The following is a 23,433-nucleotide window of genomic DNA, read 5'->3' as shown; positions in this document are numbered from 1 at the left end:
AGGATATGTGTCATGGCGACCCAGCATTCCCGATCCGCAGCGCGTTTCATGATGGCACCCGCCGTAGTCCTGCTTCTTGGCTGGATGCTCGTGCCGCTGCTCATGACGCTCTACTTTTCGTTCAAGACCTACCTGCCGTTGCGCGGTGGCGACCTTGGGTGGACCGGCTTTGACAACTACGTCAGGTTCGTGTCCTCGTCGGCCTTCTGGCCGTCGATCCAGGCGACGCTGATCATCGTCGGCGGTGCATTGATCATCACGGTCGGCTTCGGCGTCCTGCTGGGCATCCTTCTGAACCAGCCGATGTGGGGCCAGGGCGTCGTCCGCATTCTCGTGATCGCGCCGTTCTTTGTCATGCCCACGGTCTCGGCGCTGGTCTGGAAGAACATGTTCATGGACCCCACCAACGGCCTGCTGGCGCATCTCTGGCGCTTCTTCGGGGCCGATCCGGTGGTCTGGCTGTCGGACGCCTCACTGTTCTCGATCATCCTGATCGTGTCCTGGCAATGGCTGCCCTTCGCCACGCTGATCCTGCTGACCGCGATCCAGTCGCTGGACGGCGAGCAGCTGGAAGCCTCGGAAATGGACGGCGCGCCGGTGCTGAAACGCTTCTGGTACATCGTGCTGCCGCACCTGAGCCGGGCGATCACCATCGTCATCCTGATCGAGACCATCTTCCTGCTGTCGATCTTCGCCGAAATCCTCGTGACCACCGGCGGCGCCTTCGGCACCCGCACCCTGACCTACCTGATCTTCCAGCGGGTGCTGGAAAGCCAGAACGTCGGCCTCGGGTCCGCGGGCGGTGTCTATGCCATCATTCTCGCCAATATCGTCGCCATCTTCCTGATGCGCATCGTGGGGAAGAATCTCGATGCCTGAGCAAGTGCAACGCCGCGTCCCGGGCCTGCCCCGGGACCTCACCCCCACCCCCGCCGACAGGCGTCACGCAAGAGGTCCCGGAGCAGGTCCGGGACGGGAGGACTGACACATGGCACGTGCCGTTACCAATCAACGCAAGGCGATCAACACCGCCGCAGCCTGGGCAGTGGGTCTGCTGATCTTCTTCCCGATCCTCTGGACCATCCTCACCAGCTTCAAGACCGAGGCCACAGCAATCGCCGATCCGCCGGTGTTCCTCGCCTTCGACTGGACGCTGGAGAATTATTCCGCCGTCATGGAGCGCTCGAACTACGCCCGCTTCCTGTGGAACTCGATCATCATCGCCGGCGGCTCGACCATCCTCGGCATCATCGTCGCGGTGCCGGCAGCCTGGTCGATGGCCTTCGTGCCCTCGAAACGGACCAAGGACATCCTGCTCTGGATGCTCTCGACCAAGATGCTTCCGGCGGTCGGCGTGCTCTATCCGATCTACCTGATCTTCATCAAGCTGGGGATCCTCGACAGCCGCATTGGCCTGGTCATCGTCATCATGCTGATCAACCTGCCGATCATCGTCTGGATGCTCTACACCTACTTCAAGGAAATCCCCGTCGATATCCTCGAAGCAGGCCGCATGGACGGCGCCAGCCTGAAGGACGAGATCATCTACATCCTCACCCCGATGGCGGTTCCCGGCATCGCCTCGACCCTGCTCCTGAACTTCATCCTCGCGTGGAACGAAGCCTTCTGGACGCTCAACCTGACCGCGGCCAAGGCGGCCCCGCTGACCGCGTTCATCGCCAGCTACTCCAGCCCCGAGGGACTGTTCTACGCCAAGCTCAGCGCGGCATCGACCATGGCCATCGCGCCGATCCTCATCCTCGGCTGGTTCAGCCAGAAACAACTCGTCAGCGGCCTGACCTTCGGCGCAGTGAAATAAGGACCTGAGATCATGGGACAAATCAACCTTACTCAAGTGACCAAGAGCTTCGGCGACGTCAATGTCATCCCGCCCTTGGACCTCAACATCAACGATGGCGAGTTCACGGTCTTTGTCGGCCCCTCGGGCTGCGGCAAATCCACCCTGCTGCGGCTGATCGCCGGGCTCGAAGACATCACCTCGGGCAAAATCGAGATCGACGGCCAGGACGCCACCGAACTGCCGCCCGCCAAACGCGGCCTGGCGATGGTGTTCCAATCCTATGCGCTCTATCCGCACATGTCGGTGCGCAAGAACATCGCCTTTCCGATGAAAATGGCGGGCATGGACGAGGCCGAGCAGAAAAAGCGCATCGAGGCCGCGGCCAAGGCGCTGAACCTGACCGACTACCTCGACCGGCGCCCCGGCCAGCTTTCGGGTGGCCAGCGACAGCGGGTGGCCATCGGCCGGGCCATCGTGCGCGAGCCTTCGGCCTTCCTGTTCGACGAACCGCTGTCGAACCTCGACGCGGCGCTGCGGGTCGGGATGCGGCTGGAAATCTCCGAGATGCACAAGCGCCTCGCCACGACGATGATCTATGTTACCCACGATCAGGTCGAAGCGATGACCATGGCCGACAAGATCGTGGTGCTTCAGGCCGGCGTAATCGAACAGGTGGGCAGCCCGCTGGAGCTTTACCGCCGCCCGCGCAACAAGTTCGTCGCCGGTTTCATCGGCTCGCCCAAGATGAACCTGATCGAAGGCAAGCTGGCGTCGGAACACAGCGTCCACACCATCGGCATCCGCCCCGAGCATATCGACGTCTCGACCACCGAGGGCGCATGGCAGGGTACCGTCGGCGTGGCCGAGCACCTGGGGTCCGACACCTTCATCCACATCCACGGCATTCCGGGCTGCGATCCGCTGACCGTGCGGGCCGGGGGGGATGTCGACGTGCGCCACGGCGATACCGTCTATCTGACGCCGCAGGCCCAGCACATCCACAAATTCGGCGCCGACGGGCTTCGGCTGGACTGATGCGACTGTCTGGCAAATCCGCGCTGATCACAGGTGCAGCACGGGGCATCGGCAAGGAATTTGCCAAGGCCTACGTGAACGAGGGCGCCAGGGCGGCGATCGGGGATATCAACCTCGACGCCGCCAGGGCAGCCGCGAATGAGATCGGGGACGGCGCCAGCGCCGTTCACCTCGACGTCACGCGGCAGGAGAGCATCGACCAGGCGATAGCTGAGGTCGTGAAGACTCAGGGAAAACTGGACATCCTCGTGAACAATGCCGCGCTCTTCGATGCGGCCGAGACGGTGGACATCACCCGCGACAGCTATGACCGGCTTTATGCGGTCAACGTCGCGGGGGTGCTGTTCACCATGCAGGCAGCGGCGCGGCAGATGATCGCCCAGGGCACGGGCGGCAAGATCATCAACATGGCGTCCCAAGCGGGGCGGCGCGGCGAACCTCTGGTGCTGGTCTATTGCTCGACCAAGGCGGCGGTCATCTCGATGACCCAATCGGCCGGGCTGAACCTGATCAAGCATGGCATCAACGTCAATGCCATCGCGCCGGGCGTGGTCGACGGCGAGCATTGGGAGCATGTCGATTCCATGTTCGCCAGGCTCGAAGGCAAGGCCCCCGGCCAGAAAAAGGCCGAGGTCGAAGCCGGCGTCCCCGCCGGCCGCTTTGCGGTGCCGGCGGACCTCACCGGAATGGCGGTGTTCCTGGCCTCGGAAGAGGCCAACTACATCGTTTCGCAAACCTACAACGTCGATGGCGGCCAATGGATGAGCTGACCGGACAAGGGACGAGAACATGAAACTGTCGAACGCCACCCTGAACGACCTGCCCGAGGCCATCACGCGGCCGACGTATGACCGGTCGGAACTGACCCCCGGCATCGTGCACATCGGACTCGGCAATTTCCACCGCGCGCACCAGGCCTGGTATCTGCACCGGCTGATGCAGGCAGGGCAGGCGGAGGACTGGGCCATCGTCGGCGCCGGCGTGCGCCCCTATGACGAGGCGATGCGCCAGAAAATGGCGGCGCAGGATTACCTGACCACACTGATCGAGCTCGATCCCGCCGGCAGCTCGGCCGAAGTAGTGGGATCGATGATCGACTATGTGCCGATCGTCGAGGGCAACGGCCCGCTGATCGAGAAGCTGGCCGATCCGGCAATCCGCATCGTTGCGCTGACGGTGACCGAGGGCGGCTATTTTCTTGATCCCGCGACCAAGAATTTCGATCCCGCGCACCCCGACATCCAGCACGACATCGCCACCCCCGAGGCACCGAAAACCGCCTTTGGCGCGATGATCGCCGCCCTGCGGACGCGGCGCGCAGCGGGCGACAAGCCCTTCACCTGCCAGAGCTGCGACAACCTGCCCGGCAATGGCGACAAGCTGCGCGAGGTGGTTCTCGGGCTGGCCGGGCTGATGGATCCCGATCTCGCGGCCTGGATCGAAGAGAACTCGAGCTTTCCCAATTCCATGGTCGATTGCATCGTGCCCGCCACCGGCCGCAAGGAGCTCGAACTGGTCCGATCGCTCGGCGTCGAGGATGACGTGCCGGTGACACATGAGAACTTTCGCCAATGGGTGATCGAGGACGATTTCTGCAACGGCCGCCCCGGCTGGGAAGCGGCCGGCGCGACGATCTCGGCGCAGGTGCATGACTACGAGGCGATGAAGCTGCGGATGCTCAACGGCGGCCATCAGGTGATCGCCGCTCCCGCCGAAATTCTGGGCGTCGAGACCATCGCCGGCGCCATGGCCCATCCCGGCATCAAGGCGCTGCTGCGCAAGGTCGCGCTCGACGAGATCGCGCCGCATGTGCATGACGTGCCGGGGATGAGCACGGCGCAATATGTCGACCTGATCGACCGGCGGTTCTCGAACCCCAAGATCCACGACACCGTGCGCCGCGTCGCCTTTGACGGCTCGTCGCGCCACACCGGCGCGGTGCTGCCCGGCATCCGCGACAGCCTCGCCGCCGGCACCCCGGTCGAAGGTCTGGCGCTGAGCCAGGCGCTGTGGTGCCGGATGTGCGCCGGAACCCGCGAGGACGGCAGCAGCATCGAGCCCAACGATCCGGTCTGGGATCAACTCAACGCCGCCGCGCTGGCCGCCCGGGACGCCCCGCAAGCCTGGCTCGAACAGCGTCAGTTCTATGGCGCCCTGGCCGAAAATGCCCGGTTTTCCCAAGCTTTTGCCACATGGCTCAGCCTGATCTGGGCTGACGGCGTCGAGGCCGCACTGCGCCGCTATCAGCAGGGCTGATCGGCGGCATCGGGGCGACGGCGCGGCCGAGCCGCGTCATCCCCTGCCCGCCTGCGTGCGCCGCGCGGCCAGCCGAAGCGCGCCGTCCTGCGTCATGAACCAGCCATATCAGCCCCGCGCAACCGGCGCAGGCGGAAACGGCCCCGGATTGGTCCGGGGCCTGCCCTGGACAGGGGCCGGCAGAGCTTATTGCCGGACCGCCGAGGTCGCGATGCTGATCAGCGGCGGGAAGAACTGGCTGAGCGCGCGGTTCCACTTGGTGATCGGCTGTTCCTCGATGAACACGACATCGTTGGGCCGCATCTCCATCTGGGTGGCGATGGTGATGTTGGCGGCATTTCCGGCGTTAAGATGCCAGGCCGTGACTGCTCCGAAATCGGCCGGGTTCGAAGAGGCGCGCAGCACATAGATATGCGCCGGGTTGCCGGTCTGGGTGCTGAAGCCGCCGTTGTCATACAGCACATCCGCCAGATTGGCCTGTTGCGCATACGGCAGGGCAAAGCGGCTCTGATTGTTGACCTCGCCGGCGAGGTAGACGTAGTCGCGCTTTTCCGCACCGAGTTCGGCCCGCGCCTCGAAATTGCTGCGCTGCTCGTCCAGAGCGGCGCGCCGCAGCCCGATCTGGGTCGACAGTTCGGTCAGCGCCTGCGCCCGCGCCTGGTTGCGCAGGCTCAGGACGTTAATTTTCTGTTGATAGAAGGTCAGGGCCCGTTCGAGATCATAAGAGGTGTCGACATAGATCGCATCCCCGTCCAGCAGCCGGGTGCGTTGCAGTTCGGGCCGGTTGTAGAAATCGCGGATCGGGATCTGATAGAGCGTGCCGTCGCGATAGAGCCGGATCGAGGCGAACTCTTCGTCCTGAAGCGCCAGCCCGCCCGAGGCGGTCAGCACCTGGCCCAGGTTCGGCGTGTTCAAGGTTACCGGCACGATGGTCGGATTGGCCACCGCGCCGCCGACAACAATCTTCTTCGAGTTGAATTCCGAGATTTCGAGCGAGAAATCCGGGTCGACCTGATTTTCCACCAGCGCCCGGAACAGCCGCGCCTCGGCCTCTTCCAGCGTCATCCCGGCAATCGAGACCGGTCCGATATTGGGGATCGAGATGGCGCCGTCTTCGCGCACGGTGAAGCCCTGGCGCTGATTTTGCACGGCGAGGATGCCCGACAGCTCTTCGATGGTGCTGGCCGACCCGTTGGTCGACAGAAGCACCACGTCGCCGACACCGATGCGATAGGGCTCGACCGGCGGGTCCGAGGGCAGGCGCAGGGTCAGGGTCTGGCGCACTTCGTTGGGCACATAGGGCGCCGGAGGGAGTGCCGCGCCGGGATTGGCGGTGCCGCCGCCGGTGCCCATATAAAAGACCTCGGGCAGCGAGCGGGGCACATAGGGTTCGCGGTTGGCCAGCAGCACGCTCTGGGTGCTGAGCGCCACGACCCGCACCTTGGCCCCGGCGGCCTGGGATTTCACCGTCGGGCTGGTATAGGTCACGCCGCAGGCCGCGAGTGCCGCGAGGCCGACGACAAGCCCCAGGTTTCGCAAGTTCCCCAAGATATTCACGTTTCTTCTCCCTCGGAATTCACTCTCAGCGCACCAGGCGCTCGGTCAGAAGATACCCGGCAAACGGGCTGACCCATTGTTTCGATTTCCACATGATCCCGTCACCAAACCAATAAGCGTTGTCCACCCGCAAGCCCGGCGAATGACAGGTCTCCTCGACCTTCGTCGTTGCGTGGACCCGTTCAAAGATGACGATCTGCTCGGCCGTGCGTGCGGTGACGATGCATTGAAAGCTACGGAACCGCGTCTGATGCTCGCCATCCAGATAGCTGTGGAACTTGGTGTAATAGCCCTGGCGTTCGCCGCGCAGGGCGGCGCGCGTATGGCTCACATCGGCCGAAATCAGATCCTGCCCCAGCCCGCGCGTGGCGACAAGAACACCGGAGCGAAAGCTGAGCCCCACCTTGTCGCCGGTCTGCCAGGTGACAATATCGCCATTGGTCGCGACCCGGGTGACGCCGGCAGCGGTGCCGAGGCCGTCGAGCTCGGCCAGCATCAGCGGCTCGGTCACCGCGTTGAGCTGCGCGCGGGAAATCTGGCTGCGCACGTCCGGCGCCGGCCGGCTACAGGCGGCCAGCAGAACCAGGGTGAGGATCACGAGATTGCGCATCATCTCCAGAACCGCCCCCATGTGTCGGCCAGTGCCGGTTGGTGGGTGTCGCGCAACGTCTCGTAAAGCCGGTCGTTGATATTCACCCGCGCGCCGCCATCACGGGTGACCGGCCGGATCACGTTTGTATAGGTTTCGCGCGTGGCCTGGCCATTGACCCAGCCGATCGGGATCTCGATCCTGATGCCCTTGTCGAACGAGCCTTCGCCAAACTCGTCGAACGGCACATCGGTCAGCGTGGCAAAGGCCCCGACCGACCAGCCGTTCTTGAAGGTCCGGTCAAGCGCGAAGGTCGCACCCCAATCGCCGGCAAGGTAACGCCCGGCGTCGATTTGCGCCTCATAGCCATTGCCGAAATCGTAATACAGCGAGGCATGGCCGGTGGCGATTTCGTAATCCCGGAACTCGAACCCCTGGTCAAAAGCCCGCTGGCGGACATAGTTGACCTCGACCCCGGCGGCGAGCCGGCTGTCGACCGGCTTCCACAGCAGCTCGGTCGAGATGCCGCCATATTGCGTTTCGAAGTAGCCGGCGGTGACGCGGCCATAGAGGTCTTCGCCGGGCTTGAAGTAATAGCCGCCGGTCAGATGCTTGAGCGCCGGATCGCCGTGTTTTTCGTAGAGATTGAAGTCGGATCGCACATGCGGCAGCACCGAAGTGGAATCCCGCGTCGACTCGTCGAGATTGCCCACCAGCTTCTTGCGCACCGCGCCTTGCAGCACAACGCCCTGCACCGGCTCGAACCGGGCCGAGAGCTCGATGCCGGCATCGGCCCGGAACGGGTTGTCCGGGTCGAAAAAGCTGGTCGCGAAATACGGGCCGATGTCATAGTCGAAATACGGGTAGCGCCCCGGCACCGGGTTCAGCGGGTCGGTCGCGCTTTCGATCCGCGCGCGGGCATAGCTGTCCCAGGCGCCGTCGAGCTCGAATTCCAGCGTTTCCAGATCGCGCCGCCGCAGGGTGACCTCGGCGCCTGCAATGCCGTTTTTGACCGGCACCACCTCGAAAGTCTCGACCTGCGCTGGCAGCACGCCGGTCATCGCGCGCGCCGCGCGGCCCACGGCCTGCGCCTGGCTCAGATAGCTGCGGTTGTCGATTTCGATCCGCGCGGTGGCGCCGGTGATCGTCAGCCCGTGCAGCCCCATGCCGTATTGTTTCAGCACCTGATCGGCGCGCCGTTCGGTGCTGTTCTGCGCGCTGATGCGATAGGTTTCCTCCCAGCCCAGCGCGGCGGCGCTGCGACGCACCACAGGCGGCGGCGCCTTTTCCAGCCCGCTGTAATTGGGCGGGTTCTTGGGATTGACCGCATAGGTCAGCTGGACGCCCACTTCGGAGCCGTAGAGGTAATGCGCCTTGAGGTTGATATTCTTGCGCACCTGATAGCTGACGCCGAAATTGAACGGGTTCTCGTAATCAAAGGTCGCCCCGTCCTCGAGCTCGTATCGGTCGGAGGAGAATTCGGCGCTGAATTTCAGCTTTTCGGTAGCCTGAAACTCGACCCCGCCGAAAAACGCCGCATCGCCGCGGAAAATCTCGCTCGCTTCGAGCTGGCCGCCCTGGTTGGAGACCCGGTCTTCGCGCGTCTTGAACCGGTCGGCCACAACCCCGAGCGGGTTGTCGAATGCGCCGACCCCGGCCAGACGGCCCCAGCCGATGCCGCCGGTCACCCGAAGCTGAGGCGTGAGCGTCTTGCTGGCGACAACATGCTCGGACCGGTAGATGCCGGTGCCGAGAAAGTCGTTCAGCCCAACCGACACCGCCGGCCAGCGCTCGGTTTCCTCGGAGATCAGATATTGCAGCGAAAAGCTTCGGTCGAAGCGGAAACTGCCGCTCGCCCCAATACCCCCGTTGAGGTTCGGCCCAGAACTCGGGTCCATGTCATTGAGAAGCGCATAGCGGAAACTGCCGGTCAGCCGGGGCGCCATCTGGAAGGTCAGCGTATTGCGCTTGGTGTTGCGGGAATAGCTGAAGGTATAAGCCAATTCGCCGTCGGGCATGGCATGGGCGGTGGGCATTTCGATCAGGCCCGGGGTGCCATAGGTCGTGTATCCTGACTGGATCTGCGGCTCGGCCAGCGCCGACCCGCACAGCAGAAAAGCAATCCCCGTTGTCACCCGGCGTCTCAAATCACCTGCCCCTGAATAATTACTGGCAAACTACATGCGCCATTGGTCGGCTACATCCGCCTTGGCCCAAGTTTTGCCGTAATCCCCAGATCATGTGGCGATTTTGACACTGGCCACAGCGCAAGCCCCGGATTGCGGCTGACAATTCCGCGTGACCGCGATTCCATTCCTGACAGAAACAGCGCATAAGAGGCCGGGTGAGACTGCGACTGATTTAAAAATGAAACTAAAGACCCTGCTGTCGGCCTTTCGCGCGCCGAAACCGGCCGCCTTCGATCCAATCGCTCCCGAATCGGGATTCTATGCCATGGGCGACATCCATGGGCGGCTGGATCTGCTCGACCGGGTGCTGCGCGGCCTGCCGGATGACCTGCCGCTGATCTGTGTCGGTGATTACATCGACCGGGGCGACGATGGCGCCGGCGTGCTGCGCCGCTTGCAGGCCAGCCCCGACATCACCTGTTTGCGCGGCAACCACGAGGACATGCTGCTCGCCTTTCTCGACGCGCCGCAGGACAAGGGCCCGCGCTGGATTCGCAACGGCGGCTTGCAGACGCTGGCAAGCTTTGGTGTCACCGGCGTGACCCAGACAACGGCGGGCATCGATCTCAAGATCGCCGCCGATGCCCTGCGCCGCGCCATGGGCTCCGAGTTGATCGACTGGATGCGACTGCTGCCGCTGATGCACGAAACCGGCAACGTCACCGTCGTACATGCCGGCGCCGACCCGGCGAAACCGCTCGACCAACAGGCGCATCGCACCCTCACCTGGGGCCACCCCGATTTCCTGACCACGCCGCGCCGCGACGGGCAATGGGTGTTGCACGGCCACACGATCGTCGATGCCCCCAGCGCCGATCAGGGCCGCATCGCCGTCGACACCGGCGCCTATGCCACCGGCCGGCTCACCGTGGCCCGGGTGATCCCCGGTGAAGTGAGCTTTGAAAGCACCTGACGCCAGCGGGCTCTGAACCCGACGTGAAACGGTGCCGAAAGGTTACCGAGTGGTTAATCTATCCATCTGATTTTAATCAATTTCCGTTTACGGCCTGTTAACCGCATTCAGGGTTAATCGCGGTTAACCAAAGGCTGGGTGGGACCGACCTTTGAGGCCCCGCATGACGGAAGTTTCCACCGATCTGCCCCTGTCCACTCGTCCGGGACGAACCTTTTACGCGAGCTTTGGCAAACGCGCGCTCGATCTGGCGATCGTGCTGCTGCTTTTGCCGGCAATCGTTCCGCTGATCGCCCTGCTCTGGCTGTTGGTTCGCAGCAACGGCGGGCCGGGGTTTTTCGGCCATACCCGGATCGGTCTCGATGGCCAGAGCTTTCGCTGCTGGAAGATCCGCACCATGGTGCCCGACGCCGAGCGGGTTCTGGCCGAAACCCTCGCTCGCGATCCGCTGGCCGCCGTCGAATGGGCGCTGGCGTTCAAGCTGCACCAGGATCCCCGCATCACCACGCTTGGCCGCCACCTGCGCCGGCTCTCGCTCGACGAGCTGCCACAGATCTGGAATGTGTTGCGCGGCGAGATGTCCTTTGTCGGACCGCGCCCGATCACCGCCGGCGAGCTTGCCTTCTACGACGGCGAGCCACAGACCTACCTGGCGCAGAAGCCCGGCATCACCGGGCTCTGGCAGGTCGAAGGCCGCCCCGACGGCTGTTATCGCAAGCGTGTCGCACTCGACCGGCGTTACCGGGCGGAACAGAGCCTGCCGCTTGATCTGCTGCTGCTCTGCCGCACTGCCGGTCTTGTCCTCGCCCCGACCGGGCGATGAGCCGCCCGCCGGAGATTGCCGCCTGGACCGCGTTGCGCGGGCTTGCGGCGCTCTGGGTGGTGCTCTTTCATTTCTGGCCACAAACCGCCGCGCCGGTGCCGCTGCTGGTAGCCCGGGGCTATCTCGCGGTCGATCTGTTTTTCTGCCTGTCGGGGGCGGTGATGATGCTGGTCTATGCGCCGCTGATCCGTGGCGGCGACTTCGGCCCCGGCCGGTTTCTCTGGCGCCGCTTCGCCCGGCTTTACCCGGTGCATCTCGTCACCCTCGGGCTGGCGGCGCTGATCCTGGCAATTGGGCCAGCGTTTGTACCTGCCCGGCCGCTGTCCTATGACATCGGCGAGATGGCGCTGCTGCATCTCGTATTGCTGCACGCCTGGGGGATCACCGAAACCGGCGGGCTGAACTATCCCTCCTGGTCCATCGCCGCCGAGGCCTTTGCCTACCTGCTGTTTCCACTGCTGGCGGCATGGATGCTGCGCCTGCCGCCCGGCCGCGCGCTGGCGTCCAGCCTTGCCGTGGCGCTGCTCTGGATCACCGCGATCGAGGCGGCACTGCCGGCGCCGGGCCTGGCCTTCACCCGGCTCGAGAACGATTTCGGCGGCCTGCGCATCCTGCCCGAGTTCCTGGTGGGTATGGGCCTGGCCTATCTGTTCGGGGGCCGTCACGCGCCACGCTTGGGGCGGGCGCTTTGTGCGGCTGCGGTTGCCCTGCAAGCGGCGGCAATTGCCAGCCAAGCCGACGCGCTGTTTCTGGCCGGTCTGCCGCTGCTGCTGGCCGGACTCCTGCTGTGGCGGCCCGGCCCGCCGCGCGCCCTGCTTTATCTGGGCCGCATCTCCTATTGCCTCTATATGGTCCATGCGCTGGTGCAGATCCCCGGCTTCAAGCTGATCGAGCAGTTCACCGAAAGCGCCGACCGGGCCGCACCCGGCTGGGCATTGCCGTTGCTTCTCGCGCTCAGCCTGTGCGCCGCAGACCGCCTGCATCGCTGGGTCGAAGCGCCGGCACGCCGCCTGCTCCTGCACGGAACAGCACCGGCAAGAGAAGATCAAGGCTCCGCGCCCAGCGATAGCCCGCCGCCTGCGCCTGCCCCGCCTTGATCAGCGCCGCACGCTCAGACGCGCCCAGCCCGGCCAGCGTCCGAAGCCCCTGCGCCATGTCGGGCAGCGACGCCGGATCGCACCAGAGCGCCGCCGGACCCAGCACCTCCGGCAAGGCGCCGGCGCGGGCTGCCAAAACCGGGCATCCCAGCTCCATCGCCTCGAGCGGCGGAATGCCAAACCCTTCGTGACGCGAAGGAAACACAAAGCCAGCCGCCCCTTCGTAAAGCGCCCGCAAGGCACCGTCAGACACCCGCCCCGGGGCGATTACCGCGCCCGGCCGTGCCTCGGCCAGCCCCGGCGCCGCGCCGCCCACCACCACCAGCGGCGGCAGGTCGCCAGCCAGCCCATGGGCGGCGACAAGCGGGGCAATGTTCTTGTTGGGCGAGCGGTTGCCGACGCAGAGCAGATAACCTTGGCGGCCGAGCCCGAGGCGGCCCAGAATCTCCGGCTCCGGGGTCACGTGCCGCACATGGTCGGCGGCATTTGGCACCCGTGAGAACCGCGCCGCATCCACCCCCAGCAGCGCGCTCAATTGCCGGGCGGAATGGCGGCTCACGGTCACCAGCGCGGCGGACCGGCGCGCCAGTGGCGGCCGCAGCGCGCGATGCAGGGCACGATACCGCCAATCATAGGCTTCGGGGATTTCCCAGAGGTTGGCATCATGCAGCACCAACACCTGACGCCGGTGCGAAAGAGGCCCGGAATTGCCCGGCGAAAACAGGACCCGGCCGCGCGCCGCTCGTCGCAGCGCGGTCTGCTCCCAGGCATGGCCCCGCCCGCCGGGCAGCCGGTGCAGCTCGACCGCCTGCCAGCCGGGATGCTCTGCCCCCTCGGGCGCATAGGCCACCACCGGGCCGAGACGCGCGCGCAGCGCCGGGTCCATCGTCAGGCGCTGATCCAGGGCGGCCACGATTTCGCGACCGAAGCGCTGCACGCCCGACGTCGCCTGGCTCAGAAACCGGGCGTTGATCGCCAGCCTCATGCCGCCACCCCGGCCCGCGAAGCGCCATACAGCGCCGTGGTGTCCGGCCCCAGCCGCGCCTGCGCCCAGGCGCCAAGGTCGCTCGTCGCCGCGCCCTGCCGCAGCTTCGCCAACCGCGCTGGGCTGCGCGACAGGTCGAGCATTTCGCGCACCAATGCCGCCGGGTCGCGCGCCGGCAGGATGCGGCCGTTGACGCCATCGCACAGCACCTCGTCGATGCCCGGCAGGTCGTTGATCAGAACCGGCACCCCCGCCGCGAGGGATTGCACCGCCACCCGTGGCAATCCCTCGCGCTCGGAGGCCAGAAGCGAGATGTCGGCCAGCGCCAGCAGCGCCTCGGGATCGGCGCGATGGCCGCAGAGCGTCACCCGGTCGCCAAGGCCAAGTTGCGCCATCGTGCGGCGAATGCGCGCCTCCTCGGGCCCGGCGCCGGCCAGGATCACCCGCATTTCCGGCATCAGGCGCCGTAAGGCTGCAAAGGCCTTCAAGAAGGCCACATGGCGTTTGCGCGGTTCCAGGGCGGCCAGCATCACCGCCACCGGCGGGCGTGGCGCACCGGGCGGCAGGCGCAGGAGGCTGCGCCAGTCGGGCGGCGGCCGGGCCTCGCGAAACCGCGCCAGATCCATGCCCGAGCGCACACAATGCAGCCGCCCGCGCGGAGCGATCCCGGCCGCCGCATAGGCCTCGCACAGCGCCCGGCTGACCCCGATGAAAGCGTCGGTGCGCCCCGCCACTGCCCGCTCTGCCGCCAGGTAGACCCGTCGCCGCGCCCCGCTCACATGCGCCCAGGGCAAGAGGTGCAGGCCATGAATGACCCGTGCTTCGGGCACCACATCTGCGGCCAGACGTCCGAGAACGCCGGCCTTGCTCTGATGGCTGTGCACCACATCCGGGGCCAACCGCAGATACAGCCGTCGCAATGCCGCCAGCGCCCGCGCATCGGCGTAGGGCCGGATCGGATGCACCATTTCGGGCAGGGCGATACAGCGAACGCCGGCGGCCGCGGCCAGCGCGGCGTCGGCCTCGGCGCCATGCACCAGCACCACCTCGTGACCGGCCTCGGCCTGCCAGCGACAACAGGCAAGCGTGTTCTCTTCCGACCCGGCGCGAAGCAACCGGGTCACGACATGGACGATGCGCATCGCGCCCTCCTTGCGGCGTTAAACCCGCATTAACCTTGGGCGTGTTTTCCTTAACAAAACGCAAACGCGAGGTGATCTGATGCGCGGCCTTGTCTATATTCACGTACCGAAATGCGGCGGGTCGAGCTTTGGCGCCGCGCTGCGGCTGCGCTATGTACTGTCGCAATCGACGATCCCGCTCGGCCTCGGCGATCCGCGGCTCGACGGCATGGCGCATATCCTCTCGGACTACGACCACCGCGACATCGTGCTTCAATGCCTGCTGCAACGCCGGGTGCGCTGCATCGCTGGGCATGTGCGCTATGATCCGCGACTGCACGCCAGTTCGGGCTATCAGTATGTCACTTTGTTGCGCGATCCGGTCGCCCGGTTCGTCTCGCATTATCACTACCTTCAGCGGCGCCACCCGGATCCGGCCCGTGCCGCCACGCTCGCCGCCTTTGTCGAGACCGAAGAGGCGCGCCACATCGCATCGCAATACCTGTTCTATTTCGCCCGCGAGACGGGGCCAAGCTGCCGCAACCTGCCGGCGGCGCTGCGGCGCGCGCAGCAGAACCTGGCCCGGTTCGCGCTGATCGGCGACCTGGCGGACCCGACCGGATTTGCCCGCGCGCTGCGCCAGTTGACCGGCCTGCCGCTGCCTGTGCTGCGCCGCAACCGCGCCCCGGTGCCGAAAGAGCTGACCGGGGAACTGCGCCGCCGGATCGAGGCGCTGACCGCCGCTGACCGGGCGATTTACGACGCCGCCCGCGCCCTGCCGCAGGCGGCCTGATGCCTGCGTTGTCGCCGCTGGTGCTGTTGCTGGTCTGCTGGGGGCTGACGGTCGCGGTTGCCTGCCTCGCGCTGGCCGCGCCCGAGGCCTTCGATCTGGTGCCGGTCTTCATGGCGCGGCATGATCTCGATCCGGCGGCCTTTACCGGCCTTGGCGCGCTCTGGCATGTCACCGCGCTCTCGGCCTGGGTCGTCGGCCACCTGGCGGCCTGTGCCGCCCTGCCCCGCCGCGTCGCGACCCGCAGCGTGCCAGACCTGTCGCGCGCCGCGTGGCTGACCTTTCTGGCAAATCTCGTGCTTCTGGCGGTCACCCTGCTCTGGATCGGACTTACCGCGCGGCAGCTTGGCGGATTGCGGGCGCTGGTGATCCTGACCACGGCGGAGGCCATCACCGCCCGCGAGTTCCTTTTGCAGAACAAGCTGTTCACCGGTATGCGCCTGTTCTACGCCGCGCTGCCCGCCACCGGATGCCTGGCCGCCGCGATCCTTGTGGCCGGGCGGGACCGACTTTCGAGGCGGGCCCGCGCCCTGTGCCGCGCGACCCTGCTGATGAACCTCGTCGCCCTGACGCTCTTGCCCATCGTGATGAGCCAGCGCCTGTTGCTGCTGCAATTCACCCTCTCGGCCTATCTCGCCGCCTGCCTGATCCGCCGGCGTGTCTTTGCCCTGCCCTGGCTGATGACCGGCGCAGCGCTGTTCCTGACCGTCTGGGTGCTGCGCGAGACGCTGATCAACCCGGCCGTCGCTACCCAGGCCGTGCCGGTCGGGCTGCAAAAGCTCGCCTTCTACACGGTGAACGATCTTTGGAACGGCTTTGCGCCGATCTCCTCGGATGTGCCGCGCACCTGGGGGGCCGAAACTTTTCACGGGCTGGCGGTGCTCACCTTTACCGACGGTCTCGTCGATCACGCGATTCTGCCGCTGGCTCCGGCCATCGACGCGGTCAGGGGAGGCGGTGCTTTTCCAATACTTACAGCGCCTTACGTAGATTTTGGCCCCTTCGGAGGGGCCATCGTGCTGGTCGGGCTGAGCTTTGGGCTCCGGCTGCTCTTTCACCGTGCGCAAAGCAGTTTCCTGGCCACCATCGCCTATGCCCAGTTCGGCGCGGCGCTGCTGTTTTCCTCGCACGGGCCCTATCTCCTGCACCAGAATCTCTTGGCCTCGCTCATCGTTGTTGCTGTGATCCTGCGCCTGGCGCGACCGGCCGTGCGCACCCGGGCCGAGATCATCCCGCTGTTCCTTCCGCGACGAGAGATGGCCCGTGACGCCGCCTGAGCACCTCGAGGGACTGCAATCGCTGCGCGCGCTGGCGGCGCTTCTTGTGCTGATCGGACATGTGCGCGCCGAAGCGGCGCATTACTTTGCGCTCGACCTGCCCGGCGCGGCACTGCCCTGGACCCGTGGTGTTGATATCTTCTTCATCATATCGGGGTTCATCATCACGCTTTCCGCGGCCCGCTTTGCCGCCCGCCCCGGCGCCTTTCTCTGGCGCAGACTGCGCCGTGTCGTGCCGCTTTATGCGCTGTTCACCACGCTTATGGTGGCCCTGCTGCTCGCCGCGCCCGGCTCGCTGAAATCCACCAGCCTCGATCCGGCGCAAATCGCCAGCTCTTACCTCTTTCTGCCCTATGAGCGGGCTGACGGCCGCATTGCCCCGGTGCTCTCGCTCGGCTGGACGCTGAATTACGAGGTCTTTTTCTACGCGCTGCTCGCTCTTTGCCTGGCCCTGCCCCGCCCGTTGCTGGCCTGCTGCGCCGGTCTGGCGGCGCTTTGCCTGCTCGGCCCGGCGCTACCGCAGACAACGGCGACGGTTTTCTATGCCAATCCGCTGATCCTTGAATTCACCTTCGGCATCGCCCTCGCCCGCCTCTGGCAATGCGGGTTTGTCCGGCCCTCGGCGCCACTGGCGGGGTTGGCTCTGGTGACCGGCCTCGCGCTGCTGATGGTGTTGCACCAGACCGCCCTGCCCCGCGTCCTTGCCGCCGGCCTGCCCGCCACGATGATTGTCGCGGCCGGCACGCTATTGGCACCCGATCGCCACTTGCCGCTGCAATCGATCGGCAACGCCTCCTATGCGCTTTACCTCTCCCATCGTTTTCCCCTGCGTCTGGGAACACTGGTTCTTGTGCCGGTGATGCCGGCGCATCCGTTGGCGGCGCTGGTCTTCTGTGTCCTGCTTGTCGGCCTCTGCCTCTGGGGCGCGCGCGCGGTGCATCGCCATGTCGAACGCCCGTTGACCGCATGGCTCGGCCCGCGCCCCACCCGGCTGGCCGCATGACGGGATGGGCCATTCTGTTGCAATGGTCGCGGCTGGGCCTCTCGGCCGCGATCTTTCTCTCGGCCGCGCGCCTTTTGCCGCTGGCCGAGATCGGGGCCTTCGCTACGGCCTTCGCCCTGCCAAAGCTGCTTCAGACGTTGCACAAGGCCGGAGTTTGCGAACTTCGCATCACCGCCGAAGCGCCCGACCGGCCGATCTTCCTGCTGTCGCTTGCCACAGGCCTTGCCGCCGCCCTGCTCTGTCTTGCCGCGACTGCCGTTCTGCCCGCCGACAGCCGGCCGCATCTGCTGGCGCTGACCGCCTTGCCGCTTCTCAACGCCCTCGCGGCACCTTCGGAAGGCACGCTACGCCGCGCCCTGCGCCTGCGTGCTCTGGCGCTGCGCACGCTGGCGGCTCAGGGTCTCGCGGCCGGGCTCACGCTCTTTGGCCTGATGCAGGGATGGGGCGCCTGGAGCCTGACTGGCTTTGCCCTCATCAATGCCGGGCTGAATGCCGCCTTCAGCCTCGTGCTTGCGCCGCCGCGCCTGACCGCACACGGCCCTGCCCTCCCGCTTATTCCCGAGCTGGCGCGGCTTACCCTGCGGCCGCTTTTGAACGCGGCGACCTTTCCGACCGTGCAATTTCTGATCGGCCTCGCGCTCGGGCTGCCCGCTGCCGGCGCTTTCCAGATCGCGGCGCGGCTGGTCGAGCTGGTCGATACACTGGCCCTCGCCCCGCTGCGCTATCTCGCCCTGCCCCGCTTCAAAGCGATGGTAGGCACGGCAGGTTTCGCAACGAAACTGCGCAAGAGCGTCTGGCGCGTGGCGCTGATTGTCTCAGTGGTCTACCCGGCAACCGCGGCGCTCGCGCCCGCCGTTCTGCCTCGCCTCGGGCCGGAGAAGGCGCAGGCCGCCTTGCCGCTGCTGCCGCCGCTCTTGCTGACCGGCGCACTTTCGGCCGTTCTGATGCCCCTGATCCAAGCGCTGGTCGCGCTGGGTCAGAGCGGCCTGCCGCTGCGCCTCGCGGCCGTCACCTTCGGTCTTTCGCTTACGCTGCTGCTGCCGGTGCTGACTCACCCCCAGGCGCTCTGGGCCCTGCCGCTTGGCCAAACCGTCGCGGCGCTGGTCTTTCTGCGTCAGGCCCGCACAGCCAACGCGACGCTGGCCCACCGAAGTTAGTCAGAACCTATGACCCACTTTTCCCGGTTTCGCATGCGAAACCCCGGGGCCCTGCGTGTCCCGGGCCGCTTTCAAAATGGCGAAACCGAACCGCCGCTCGCCGCCGACACCCCGCCCGCCACGGCCTGAAACCCGCGGGTAAAGACGGTGCCCGAATTCGCCTCGATCGCGAGGTTGCTGGCGGCGCCAGCGGCGTCGCCCACCGCCTCATACAGCCACATCACGCCTTCGAACGAACATTTGTAGGCCACCGAAGTGCCATCTACATCGCGGGCCACCGCCCGGCACCCGGCCAGAAAGCTGGTCGTCTGCTGGATGCAATGGACCTCGGTTCCGTTGCGCGAATGGCCAAAGCCGCCCCCCAGAACGATCATCCTGACGGCGTCGTGGTTGGTCAGCGCATTGCAGGATGTCGCGCCAAGCGCGCCATTGTCGAAGCCGGTGCAGCGCTCCATCAGCACATGCATTCCCGCGACGCCGTCTTCGTGAAAATTCCAGCCGTCCTTGGCCCCGGCACTGGCATCACAGTCGAAAAACGCCAAGAGCCCGCTGGTCCGCCGCAGCCGCGCGGCATCCTGGGCCGCCGAAGGCGTGGGCGGCGCGGAATAACGAAACGAAGATTTCACCGCCACCACGTTTCGACTGGCCACCGCATCGCAATGCAGCGCGCCAGAGATACCGCCCTCGCAATGGATGTTTTCGAGGTAGAGGTCCGCCGCATGGCTCAGAAAGCGCGCCCCGTGGAAGCTTCGCATCAAGGCGATGTCGCCCGGCCCCGGCGCGCCGCCGATGTTGACATGCACGGTGCCGCCATTCTCGCACCAGCTGTCGGGCGTGGCGGTGCAAGCCGCCACATCGGCAACCTCGGCCAGTTCGGTGTAATGCCCGCGCGCGGTCAATACATCGGTCCGAAACACCCGGCTGACCGCGCTTTTGATCGTGCTGAAGGTGCCGCCCTGATCCATCCAGCTCACCTGCCAGGGCCCGGTGCGATATCGCACCTCGCCGCCCCAGCCGATCACCGCCACCGGCTGCGACGGCTCGTCATTTCCGTTGCGGGTAAAATCGCTTTCGGCATACAGCCCCGGTTTGACGATCACGCGGTACGGCGCCGCCGTGGAATTGCCCGCCACGAATGCCGCCCAGATCGTGCGCTTGGCATGGGCAAAATCACCATCGGCGGCACCGAGCCCGGAGTTTGCGTCGTTGCCGCTGGCAGCGTCGACATGAAAGGCCGCGCCCGACCAGATGGCCGGATCGACGAGATCGCGCGGGACGGTTTCGCTGCGAAACCCGCCGATGCCACGGGTGATCCGAACCGGATGGACCTCGCTGTTCCAGCCGAGGCCCGCCGGCAGAGGGACAGGCACCTCGGCGGGAAACTGTGGCCGCAGGTCTAGCCCGACCCCCAGCATCAAACCAGCCCCTTGAGGCCCGTGGCGGTGGTGCCAGTCGCCAGGACGCGTGCGGCCCGCAGCGGATAGATCACACCCGGGCTCAAGCCCGGCAGGATCATGTCGCTGCCATCGGGAAAGCGCACCGCGACATCGCCGACCGTGCTCACCATGAGTGCACGGGGCAGGGTGGCAAGGTCGGTCGTGTCATCGGGGGTCACGTCGAACCCGCCGGTGACCGGGCCATTCAGGCTTTGTGCATGGCTGGCAAAGGGGTCGTTGATCGGCATCAGGGAACTCCTCGGTCTGAATACCGCCCGGAGCATCCGCAAGCCTCGTTACCCGCGGCAGAACAGAGCGCCCGCAGCCCGTTGCGCATGAAAAAGGGGGTTTCGCAGCGAAACCCCCTTGCCCGACATGCCGGATCAGGTGCGTTATCGCGGGCCGCTCAGCACCCGCTCGATTTCCGCCATGCAGTCATCGACCATGTCACCGCTCACCGGCCCATGCAGACGGATGGCAAAACCCTTGGCGCCGTCCTCGCGCTCGATGGCAATCCCGTTGGGAAGCTCACGACGCTGGCGTGTCACAGCCTGTTTCGTCCGGGGCCGGCCACCACGCCCCGGCGCGCGCTCGGCCTGCTCCGCCTTGTTGATAAAGCCCTGCAACACCTGCCATTCATCTTCGGCAGCCTCGGGTTTGGCCTGTTCCAGGGCGTCCCTGATCTCGGGCCCGAGACCGGCCCGAAGCGCCGTTGCCAACCGCAGGCACTGCCGCTCGTTCATTGCGGTGGCATGGCCCAACATGTCGGCCAGCTCTTCGTGAATCATGGCAAAGGAACGAATTTTCGATCGCTTCGCCTTGGATGCCGCGCGAAACAGCGCATTCACCGCCTCATCCAGCGTCGCAAACACCCCGTCAGACACCGCCATGGCCGCCGCGCGACCCCGTTCGTACTGGCTGAGACCAACGCGGATCTCGTTCTCTTCGATCATCGCGACATAGACATCGGCGACGTTCTCCGGCGCCCGCACAAAGGCCGGGATCTCGGTATATCCACCCTCGGAGGCAGCCAGGTGGCGAAACGCCTCGAGCCGCCGAAACCCCGAGATCAGCGCGTAGCCATCGTCGTTGGGATAGACCTCGATCGGCAGCCGCAGGCCGCTCTCGACAATCGAGGTGGCCAGCTCCATCAGCTCGTCCTGCGCCACTTCGATCCGGTCGCGCGAGACGCCGGCGACATGCACCTCGGCCACCGGCACCATGGTTACCAGCCGCCCGTCCTCTTCGGCCGCGCGCAGCCGGGCCGCATCGGCCTTGTCACGGGCCTGTTCGGCGCGCGCCTCGGCGGGCAGGGGCTGGGCCATTGCAGCCGCTTCGCCCACCACATCCGCGATCGGCATCCTGAGGCCGCTGCGGTTTTCCCGCGCAAACCCTTCTTCGAGTTCTTTCAATGCCTCGGGCGAGGGCGGTTCAAGCTGTCTGCGCCGTGCCATGCTCTGCCTCCTTGGTCCTGTCTGCCTCTGCCATCTGCGCGTCACGCCACCACGACCCGATCAGGAGCTCCTTGAACTCCGCATAGGTCCGATCGAACGCTTCGCGCCCCCGCGTATAAGTCTCGCGGTTGAAATTGCGGTAATCCGCTTCGTAGATTCCGCTGACACTTTCGCCAGCCTGGCCCACCAGCGCGGTATATTCCTGCCGATAGGCGTTCATCATGTCGCCGAAATAGGCCTGGATCACATTCGCCAGATCGGTCTGCTGCGCCGCGTCGAAGCGGGTGATCACCGCCCGCACCACATCCCATTCGAACTTCATCTCGGGCAGGCCGGCACGACGCCGGGCGCCATTCTCGCCCTCTTCGATGCTGGCGAAGGTCGAATAGAGCATGTCAAAGAATCGCCCCGTGGAATCGAACTCCAGGAAAGACGCCCCCAGCGGCACCAGCAGGATATCCGCCGCGGCCAGCGCATTGATCGTCAGATAGCCCAGCGCCGGCGGGGTATCGAGAAGCACGATGTCATATTCGTCGAGCGCTCCGCCTTCCTCGAGCCCCGCGGTCAGCGCGTCCCAGAGCGGCCAGGATTTCAGCCCCATGCGCCACACCGGGATCTGGAACTCGGCCCAATAGAGATTGAGTTGCGCACCGATCAGATCGATGTTGGGCCAATGGGTGTTCTGAACCACGTCCTGCAACGACAAGTCCAGCGCCTCGGTGAGCGTCTCGTCGAGCGGGGCAGGGGGGGCACCCGCCGCTTCGCGCACGCTGTTTTCCTGTTGCAGATGCCGCGCGTAATCGCGCGCCAGAAGCGGAAACACGGTTTGCCACTCATCCGCCACCTGCCCGCCGAGGATCGAGGTCATCGAGCCTTGTGAATCCAGATCGATCACCAGCACCTTGTAGCCGTCGAGCGCCGCCGACATCGCCAGATGCGCCGCCGTCGAGGTCTTGCCGACGCCGCCCTTGAAGTTGGCTACCGCCACCACCTTGGCCGGCAGCCCCTCGGGGCGATAGGGACGATACTCCTTGGTGCTCACCCCTTCTTCGGCAAAGTGGTCGCGAAGCCGCAACACCTCTTCGAGGCTGAACCATTTCGCCCCGGCGTGGCCTTCGCCCTGCGGCAGGTCCGGGTGCTTGTTCAGCACCCGCCGCAGATGCGCTGGCGCAACCGGGATCAGGTAGCGGCAAATTTCCCAGGTCGAGAATTTCCGCAACCGTTTTCGCCCGTCGGGCGCATAACCCCGTTTCGCCAGGTCATCACGCCCGCGCCCCGCAAAGGCCGCGGCTTTCGCGAATCGGGCGGTGTCGATAGGTTCGCCCAACTTGGCCGCCGCCGCCTTGGGATCGAGGTTGAAATAGGGGGGCAGGGGGGTGTCCTGTTTGCGGACCATTGTGCTCTTGCCTCGCTCGGATCGTATGATTTGCCTGTTATTCGCCAGATCATCGCACATCCCGATCCATCTGTGAATCGCCAATGCGAGGCGCACCTTGCTGGGGTTTCGCACGCGAAACCTGCTGCAAACCCTAAAAAAGAAAGAACGCAGCACCCCAACAAGGTTTTGATTCTTTGGGAATATTTAAGATCTTTTCCCGCAAAAAGATCAGCCTTTTTAATATGTTAAATAGGTTTGGGGACCCGCCCACAGGTCCATAGGCACCCATCTGCGGGACCGGGAGTACCCGCCGGCGGGAAGAGGGGATCCGATTCGCGGGGAAAGCGGCACCCGGACTCGGGAAACGGCAAAAATCCCGCCTCTGTTGCCCGAATGTCGGCGTTCGATCCCGTAAACGGGTCCCTCAAGCCCTTTCAAGCCTCTTCGTTTCGCGCGTCAGGCACCCGTTTACGGGACCAGCCCCTGCCGCGATACGGTGCCCAACGAGCAATTGAGCGCGGGTGCCTTTTGCGGCATACTACATCCGAGCAGACCGGAAGAGCCAGCACGGC

General features: G+C 65.7%; 20 protein-coding genes and 1 pseudogene. 12 read left to right on the top strand and 9 right to left on the bottom strand.

Annotation, left to right across the window (positions count from 1 at the left end; all coding sequences use genetic code 11):
- The first annotated feature begins 12 nt into the window (after nucleotides 1–12).
- The 5 genes from PVW49_RS15750 to PVW49_RS15730 all read left to right on the top strand — a co-directional run bounded on the left by PVW49_RS15750 (nucleotide 13) and on the right by PVW49_RS15730 (nucleotide 5,092).
- Nucleotides 13–879, top strand: a complete 867-nt coding sequence (locus tag PVW49_RS15750; RefSeq protein ID WP_074838361.1) for a carbohydrate ABC transporter permease — start codon at nucleotides 13–15, stop codon at nucleotides 877–879.
- Between the two features lie 109 nt (nucleotides 880–988).
- Complete coding sequence (locus PVW49_RS15745; RefSeq protein ID WP_048535929.1) at nucleotides 989–1,819, top strand: carbohydrate ABC transporter permease; 831 nt, start codon at nucleotides 989–991, stop codon at nucleotides 1,817–1,819.
- Between the two features lie 12 nt (nucleotides 1,820–1,831).
- Nucleotides 1,832–2,836: an ABC transporter ATP-binding protein gene (locus PVW49_RS15740; protein WP_048535928.1), complete on the top strand. Its 1,005-nt coding sequence runs from the start codon at nucleotides 1,832–1,834 to the stop codon at nucleotides 2,834–2,836.
- On the top strand, nucleotides 2,836–3,606 hold the full coding sequence (locus PVW49_RS15735) for an L-iditol 2-dehydrogenase (RefSeq protein WP_170850588.1): 771 nt from the start codon (nucleotides 2,836–2,838) through the stop codon (nucleotides 3,604–3,606). Before PVW49_RS15740 ends, PVW49_RS15735 begins: the two co-directional genes overlap by 1 nt.
- A 19-nt stretch (nucleotides 3,607–3,625) precedes the next feature.
- On the top strand, nucleotides 3,626–5,092 hold the full coding sequence (locus PVW49_RS15730) for a mannitol dehydrogenase family protein (protein ID WP_274591006.1): 1,467 nt from the start codon (nucleotides 3,626–3,628) through the stop codon (nucleotides 5,090–5,092).
- Nucleotides 5,093–5,278: 186 nt separating this feature from the next.
- Here PVW49_RS15730 and PVW49_RS15725 read toward each other — a convergent pair whose 3' ends face one another.
- The 3 genes from PVW49_RS15725 to PVW49_RS15715 are packed head-to-tail and all read right to left on the bottom strand — an operon-like array spanning nucleotide 5,279 to nucleotide 9,373.
- A complete protein-coding gene (locus tag PVW49_RS15725; protein ID WP_274591005.1) occupies nucleotides 5,279–6,649 on the bottom strand; it encodes a polysaccharide biosynthesis/export family protein in 1,371 nt (456 codons plus the stop codon).
- A 25-nt stretch (nucleotides 6,650–6,674) separates the two neighbouring features.
- On the bottom strand, nucleotides 6,675–7,262 hold the full coding sequence (locus PVW49_RS15720) for a YjbF family lipoprotein (protein ID WP_274591004.1): 588 nt from the start codon (nucleotides 7,260–7,262) through the stop codon (nucleotides 6,675–6,677).
- Nucleotides 7,259–9,373: a YjbH domain-containing protein gene (locus PVW49_RS15715; RefSeq protein WP_274591003.1), complete on the bottom strand. Its 2,115-nt coding sequence runs from the start codon at nucleotides 9,371–9,373 to the stop codon at nucleotides 7,259–7,261. Before PVW49_RS15715 ends, PVW49_RS15720 begins: the two co-directional genes overlap by 4 nt.
- 232 nt (nucleotides 9,374–9,605) lie before the next feature.
- Here PVW49_RS15715 and PVW49_RS15710 point away from each other — a divergent pair, with 232 nt between their 5' ends.
- The 3 genes and pseudogenes from PVW49_RS15710 to PVW49_RS15700 form a co-directional block, all read left to right on the top strand.
- Nucleotides 9,606–10,340, top strand: coding sequence for a metallophosphoesterase (locus PVW49_RS15710; protein ID WP_274591002.1), 735 nt, complete (start codon nucleotides 9,606–9,608; stop codon nucleotides 10,338–10,340).
- 163 nt (nucleotides 10,341–10,503) lie between these two features.
- Nucleotides 10,504–11,163, top strand: a complete 660-nt coding sequence (locus tag PVW49_RS15705) for a sugar transferase (RefSeq protein ID WP_074838376.1) — start codon at nucleotides 10,504–10,506, stop codon at nucleotides 11,161–11,163.
- Nucleotides 11,160–12,071 (top strand): annotated as a pseudogene (locus tag PVW49_RS15700) (acyltransferase family protein); the annotation flags it as partial. The gene PVW49_RS15705 and the pseudogene PVW49_RS15700, both read left to right, overlap by 4 nt.
- 46 nt (nucleotides 12,072–12,117) lie before the next feature.
- Here the strand turns inward: PVW49_RS15700 and PVW49_RS15695 are convergent.
- Both PVW49_RS15695 and PVW49_RS15690 read right to left on the bottom strand, forming a co-directional pair.
- Nucleotides 12,118–13,245 carry a glycosyltransferase family 4 protein gene (locus PVW49_RS15695; protein ID WP_274591001.1) on the bottom strand — a complete coding sequence of 376 codons (1,128 nt, stop codon included), beginning with the start codon at nucleotides 13,243–13,245 and terminating at the stop codon, nucleotides 12,118–12,120.
- Nucleotides 13,242–14,387, bottom strand: a complete 1,146-nt coding sequence (locus PVW49_RS15690) for a glycosyltransferase (protein WP_274591000.1) — start codon at nucleotides 14,385–14,387, stop codon at nucleotides 13,242–13,244. The genes PVW49_RS15695 and PVW49_RS15690 overlap by 4 nt, the downstream gene beginning before the upstream one ends.
- 79 nt (nucleotides 14,388–14,466) lie before the next feature.
- On the opposite strand from PVW49_RS15690, the gene PVW49_RS15685 reads away from it, so the two are divergent.
- From PVW49_RS15685 to PVW49_RS15670, 4 genes are read left to right on the top strand one after another with little or no spacing between them, the layout of a single operon-like run.
- Nucleotides 14,467–15,159 (top strand): sulfotransferase family 2 domain-containing protein, encoded by a 693-nt coding sequence (locus tag PVW49_RS15685; protein ID WP_274563902.1) that lies wholly within the window; start codon nucleotides 14,467–14,469, stop codon nucleotides 15,157–15,159.
- A complete protein-coding gene (locus tag PVW49_RS15680; RefSeq protein ID WP_274590999.1) occupies nucleotides 15,159–16,433 on the top strand; it encodes an O-antigen polymerase in 1,275 nt (424 codons plus the stop codon). Before PVW49_RS15685 ends, PVW49_RS15680 begins: the two co-directional genes overlap by 1 nt.
- Nucleotides 16,420–17,436: an acyltransferase family protein gene (locus PVW49_RS15675; RefSeq protein WP_274563898.1), complete on the top strand. Its 1,017-nt coding sequence runs from the start codon at nucleotides 16,420–16,422 to the stop codon at nucleotides 17,434–17,436. Before PVW49_RS15680 ends, PVW49_RS15675 begins: the two co-directional genes overlap by 14 nt.
- A complete protein-coding gene (locus PVW49_RS15670) occupies nucleotides 17,433–18,593 on the top strand; it encodes an oligosaccharide flippase family protein (RefSeq protein ID WP_274590998.1) in 1,161 nt (386 codons plus the stop codon). Before PVW49_RS15675 ends, PVW49_RS15670 begins: the two co-directional genes overlap by 4 nt.
- 71 nt (nucleotides 18,594–18,664) lie before the next feature.
- Here PVW49_RS15670 and PVW49_RS15665 read toward each other — a convergent pair whose 3' ends face one another.
- The 4 genes from PVW49_RS15665 to PVW49_RS15650 form a co-directional block, all read right to left on the bottom strand.
- Nucleotides 18,665–20,008 carry a hypothetical protein gene (locus PVW49_RS15665; RefSeq protein WP_274590997.1) on the bottom strand — a complete coding sequence of 448 codons (1,344 nt, stop codon included), beginning with the start codon at nucleotides 20,006–20,008 and terminating at the stop codon, nucleotides 18,665–18,667.
- Nucleotides 20,008–20,277 carry a spike base protein, RCAP_Rcc01079 family gene (locus PVW49_RS15660; RefSeq protein ID WP_274590996.1) on the bottom strand — a complete coding sequence of 90 codons (270 nt, stop codon included), beginning with the start codon at nucleotides 20,275–20,277 and terminating at the stop codon, nucleotides 20,008–20,010. The genes PVW49_RS15665 and PVW49_RS15660 overlap by 1 nt, the downstream gene beginning before the upstream one ends.
- Before the next feature lie 144 nt (nucleotides 20,278–20,421).
- Nucleotides 20,422–21,483: a ParB/RepB/Spo0J family partition protein gene (locus PVW49_RS15655; protein WP_274590995.1), complete on the bottom strand. Its 1,062-nt coding sequence runs from the start codon at nucleotides 21,481–21,483 to the stop codon at nucleotides 20,422–20,424.
- The gene (locus PVW49_RS15650; RefSeq protein WP_048535904.1) at nucleotides 21,461–22,879 is read right to left on the bottom strand and encodes an AAA family ATPase; all 1,419 of its coding nucleotides are present in this window, start codon (nucleotides 22,877–22,879) and stop codon (nucleotides 21,461–21,463) included. The genes PVW49_RS15655 and PVW49_RS15650 overlap by 23 nt, the downstream gene beginning before the upstream one ends.
- Nucleotides 22,880–23,433 lie beyond the last annotated feature (554 nt).

Source organism: Marinovum sp. PR37, from assembly GCF_028807375.1.
In the GTDB taxonomy this organism is placed as follows: Bacteria; Pseudomonadota; Alphaproteobacteria; order Rhodobacterales; family Rhodobacteraceae; genus Marinovum; species Marinovum algicola.
This window is presented reverse-complemented; position numbering and strand designations above follow the sequence as displayed.

What these genes read in the sequence shown, in the direction of transcription:
- PVW49_RS15750 (WP_074838361.1), top strand. Translation starts at nt 13, where the DNA reads ATGGCGACCCAGCATTCCCGATCCGCAGCGCGTTTCATGATGGCACCC.
- PVW49_RS15745 (WP_048535929.1), top strand. Translation starts at nt 989, where the DNA reads ATGGCACGTGCCGTTACCAATCAACGCAAGGCGATCAACACCGCCGCA.
- PVW49_RS15740 (WP_048535928.1), top strand. Translation starts at nt 1,832, where the DNA reads ATGGGACAAATCAACCTTACTCAAGTGACCAAGAGCTTCGGCGACGTC.
- PVW49_RS15735 (WP_170850588.1), top strand. Translation starts at nt 2,836, where the DNA reads ATGCGACTGTCTGGCAAATCCGCGCTGATCACAGGTGCAGCACGGGGC.
- PVW49_RS15730 (WP_274591006.1), top strand. Translation starts at nt 3,626, where the DNA reads ATGAAACTGTCGAACGCCACCCTGAACGACCTGCCCGAGGCCATCACG.
- PVW49_RS15720 (WP_274591004.1), bottom strand. Translation starts at nt 7,262, where the DNA reads ATGATGCGCAATCTCGTGATCCTCACCCTGGTTCTGCTGGCCGCCTGT.
- PVW49_RS15710 (WP_274591002.1), top strand. Translation starts at nt 9,606, where the DNA reads ATGAAACTAAAGACCCTGCTGTCGGCCTTTCGCGCGCCGAAACCGGCC.
- PVW49_RS15705 (WP_074838376.1), top strand. Translation starts at nt 10,504, where the DNA reads ATGACGGAAGTTTCCACCGATCTGCCCCTGTCCACTCGTCCGGGACGA.
- PVW49_RS15695 (WP_274591001.1), bottom strand. Translation starts at nt 13,245, where the DNA reads ATGAGGCTGGCGATCAACGCCCGGTTTCTGAGCCAGGCGACGTCGGGC.
- PVW49_RS15690 (WP_274591000.1), bottom strand. Translation starts at nt 14,387, where the DNA reads ATGCGCATCGTCCATGTCGTGACCCGGTTGCTTCGCGCCGGGTCGGAA.
- PVW49_RS15685 (WP_274563902.1), top strand. Translation starts at nt 14,467, where the DNA reads ATGCGCGGCCTTGTCTATATTCACGTACCGAAATGCGGCGGGTCGAGC.
- PVW49_RS15680 (WP_274590999.1), top strand. Translation starts at nt 15,159, where the DNA reads ATGCCTGCGTTGTCGCCGCTGGTGCTGTTGCTGGTCTGCTGGGGGCTG.
- PVW49_RS15670 (WP_274590998.1), top strand. Translation starts at nt 17,433, where the DNA reads ATGACGGGATGGGCCATTCTGTTGCAATGGTCGCGGCTGGGCCTCTCG.
- PVW49_RS15665 (WP_274590997.1), bottom strand. Translation starts at nt 20,008, where the DNA reads ATGCTGGGGGTCGGGCTAGACCTGCGGCCACAGTTTCCCGCCGAGGTG.
- PVW49_RS15660 (WP_274590996.1), bottom strand. Translation starts at nt 20,277, where the DNA reads ATGCCGATCAACGACCCCTTTGCCAGCCATGCACAAAGCCTGAATGGC.
- PVW49_RS15655 (WP_274590995.1), bottom strand. Translation starts at nt 21,483, where the DNA reads ATGGCACGGCGCAGACAGCTTGAACCGCCCTCGCCCGAGGCATTGAAA.
- PVW49_RS15650 (WP_048535904.1), bottom strand. Translation starts at nt 22,879, where the DNA reads ATGGTCCGCAAACAGGACACCCCCCTGCCCCCCTATTTCAACCTCGAT.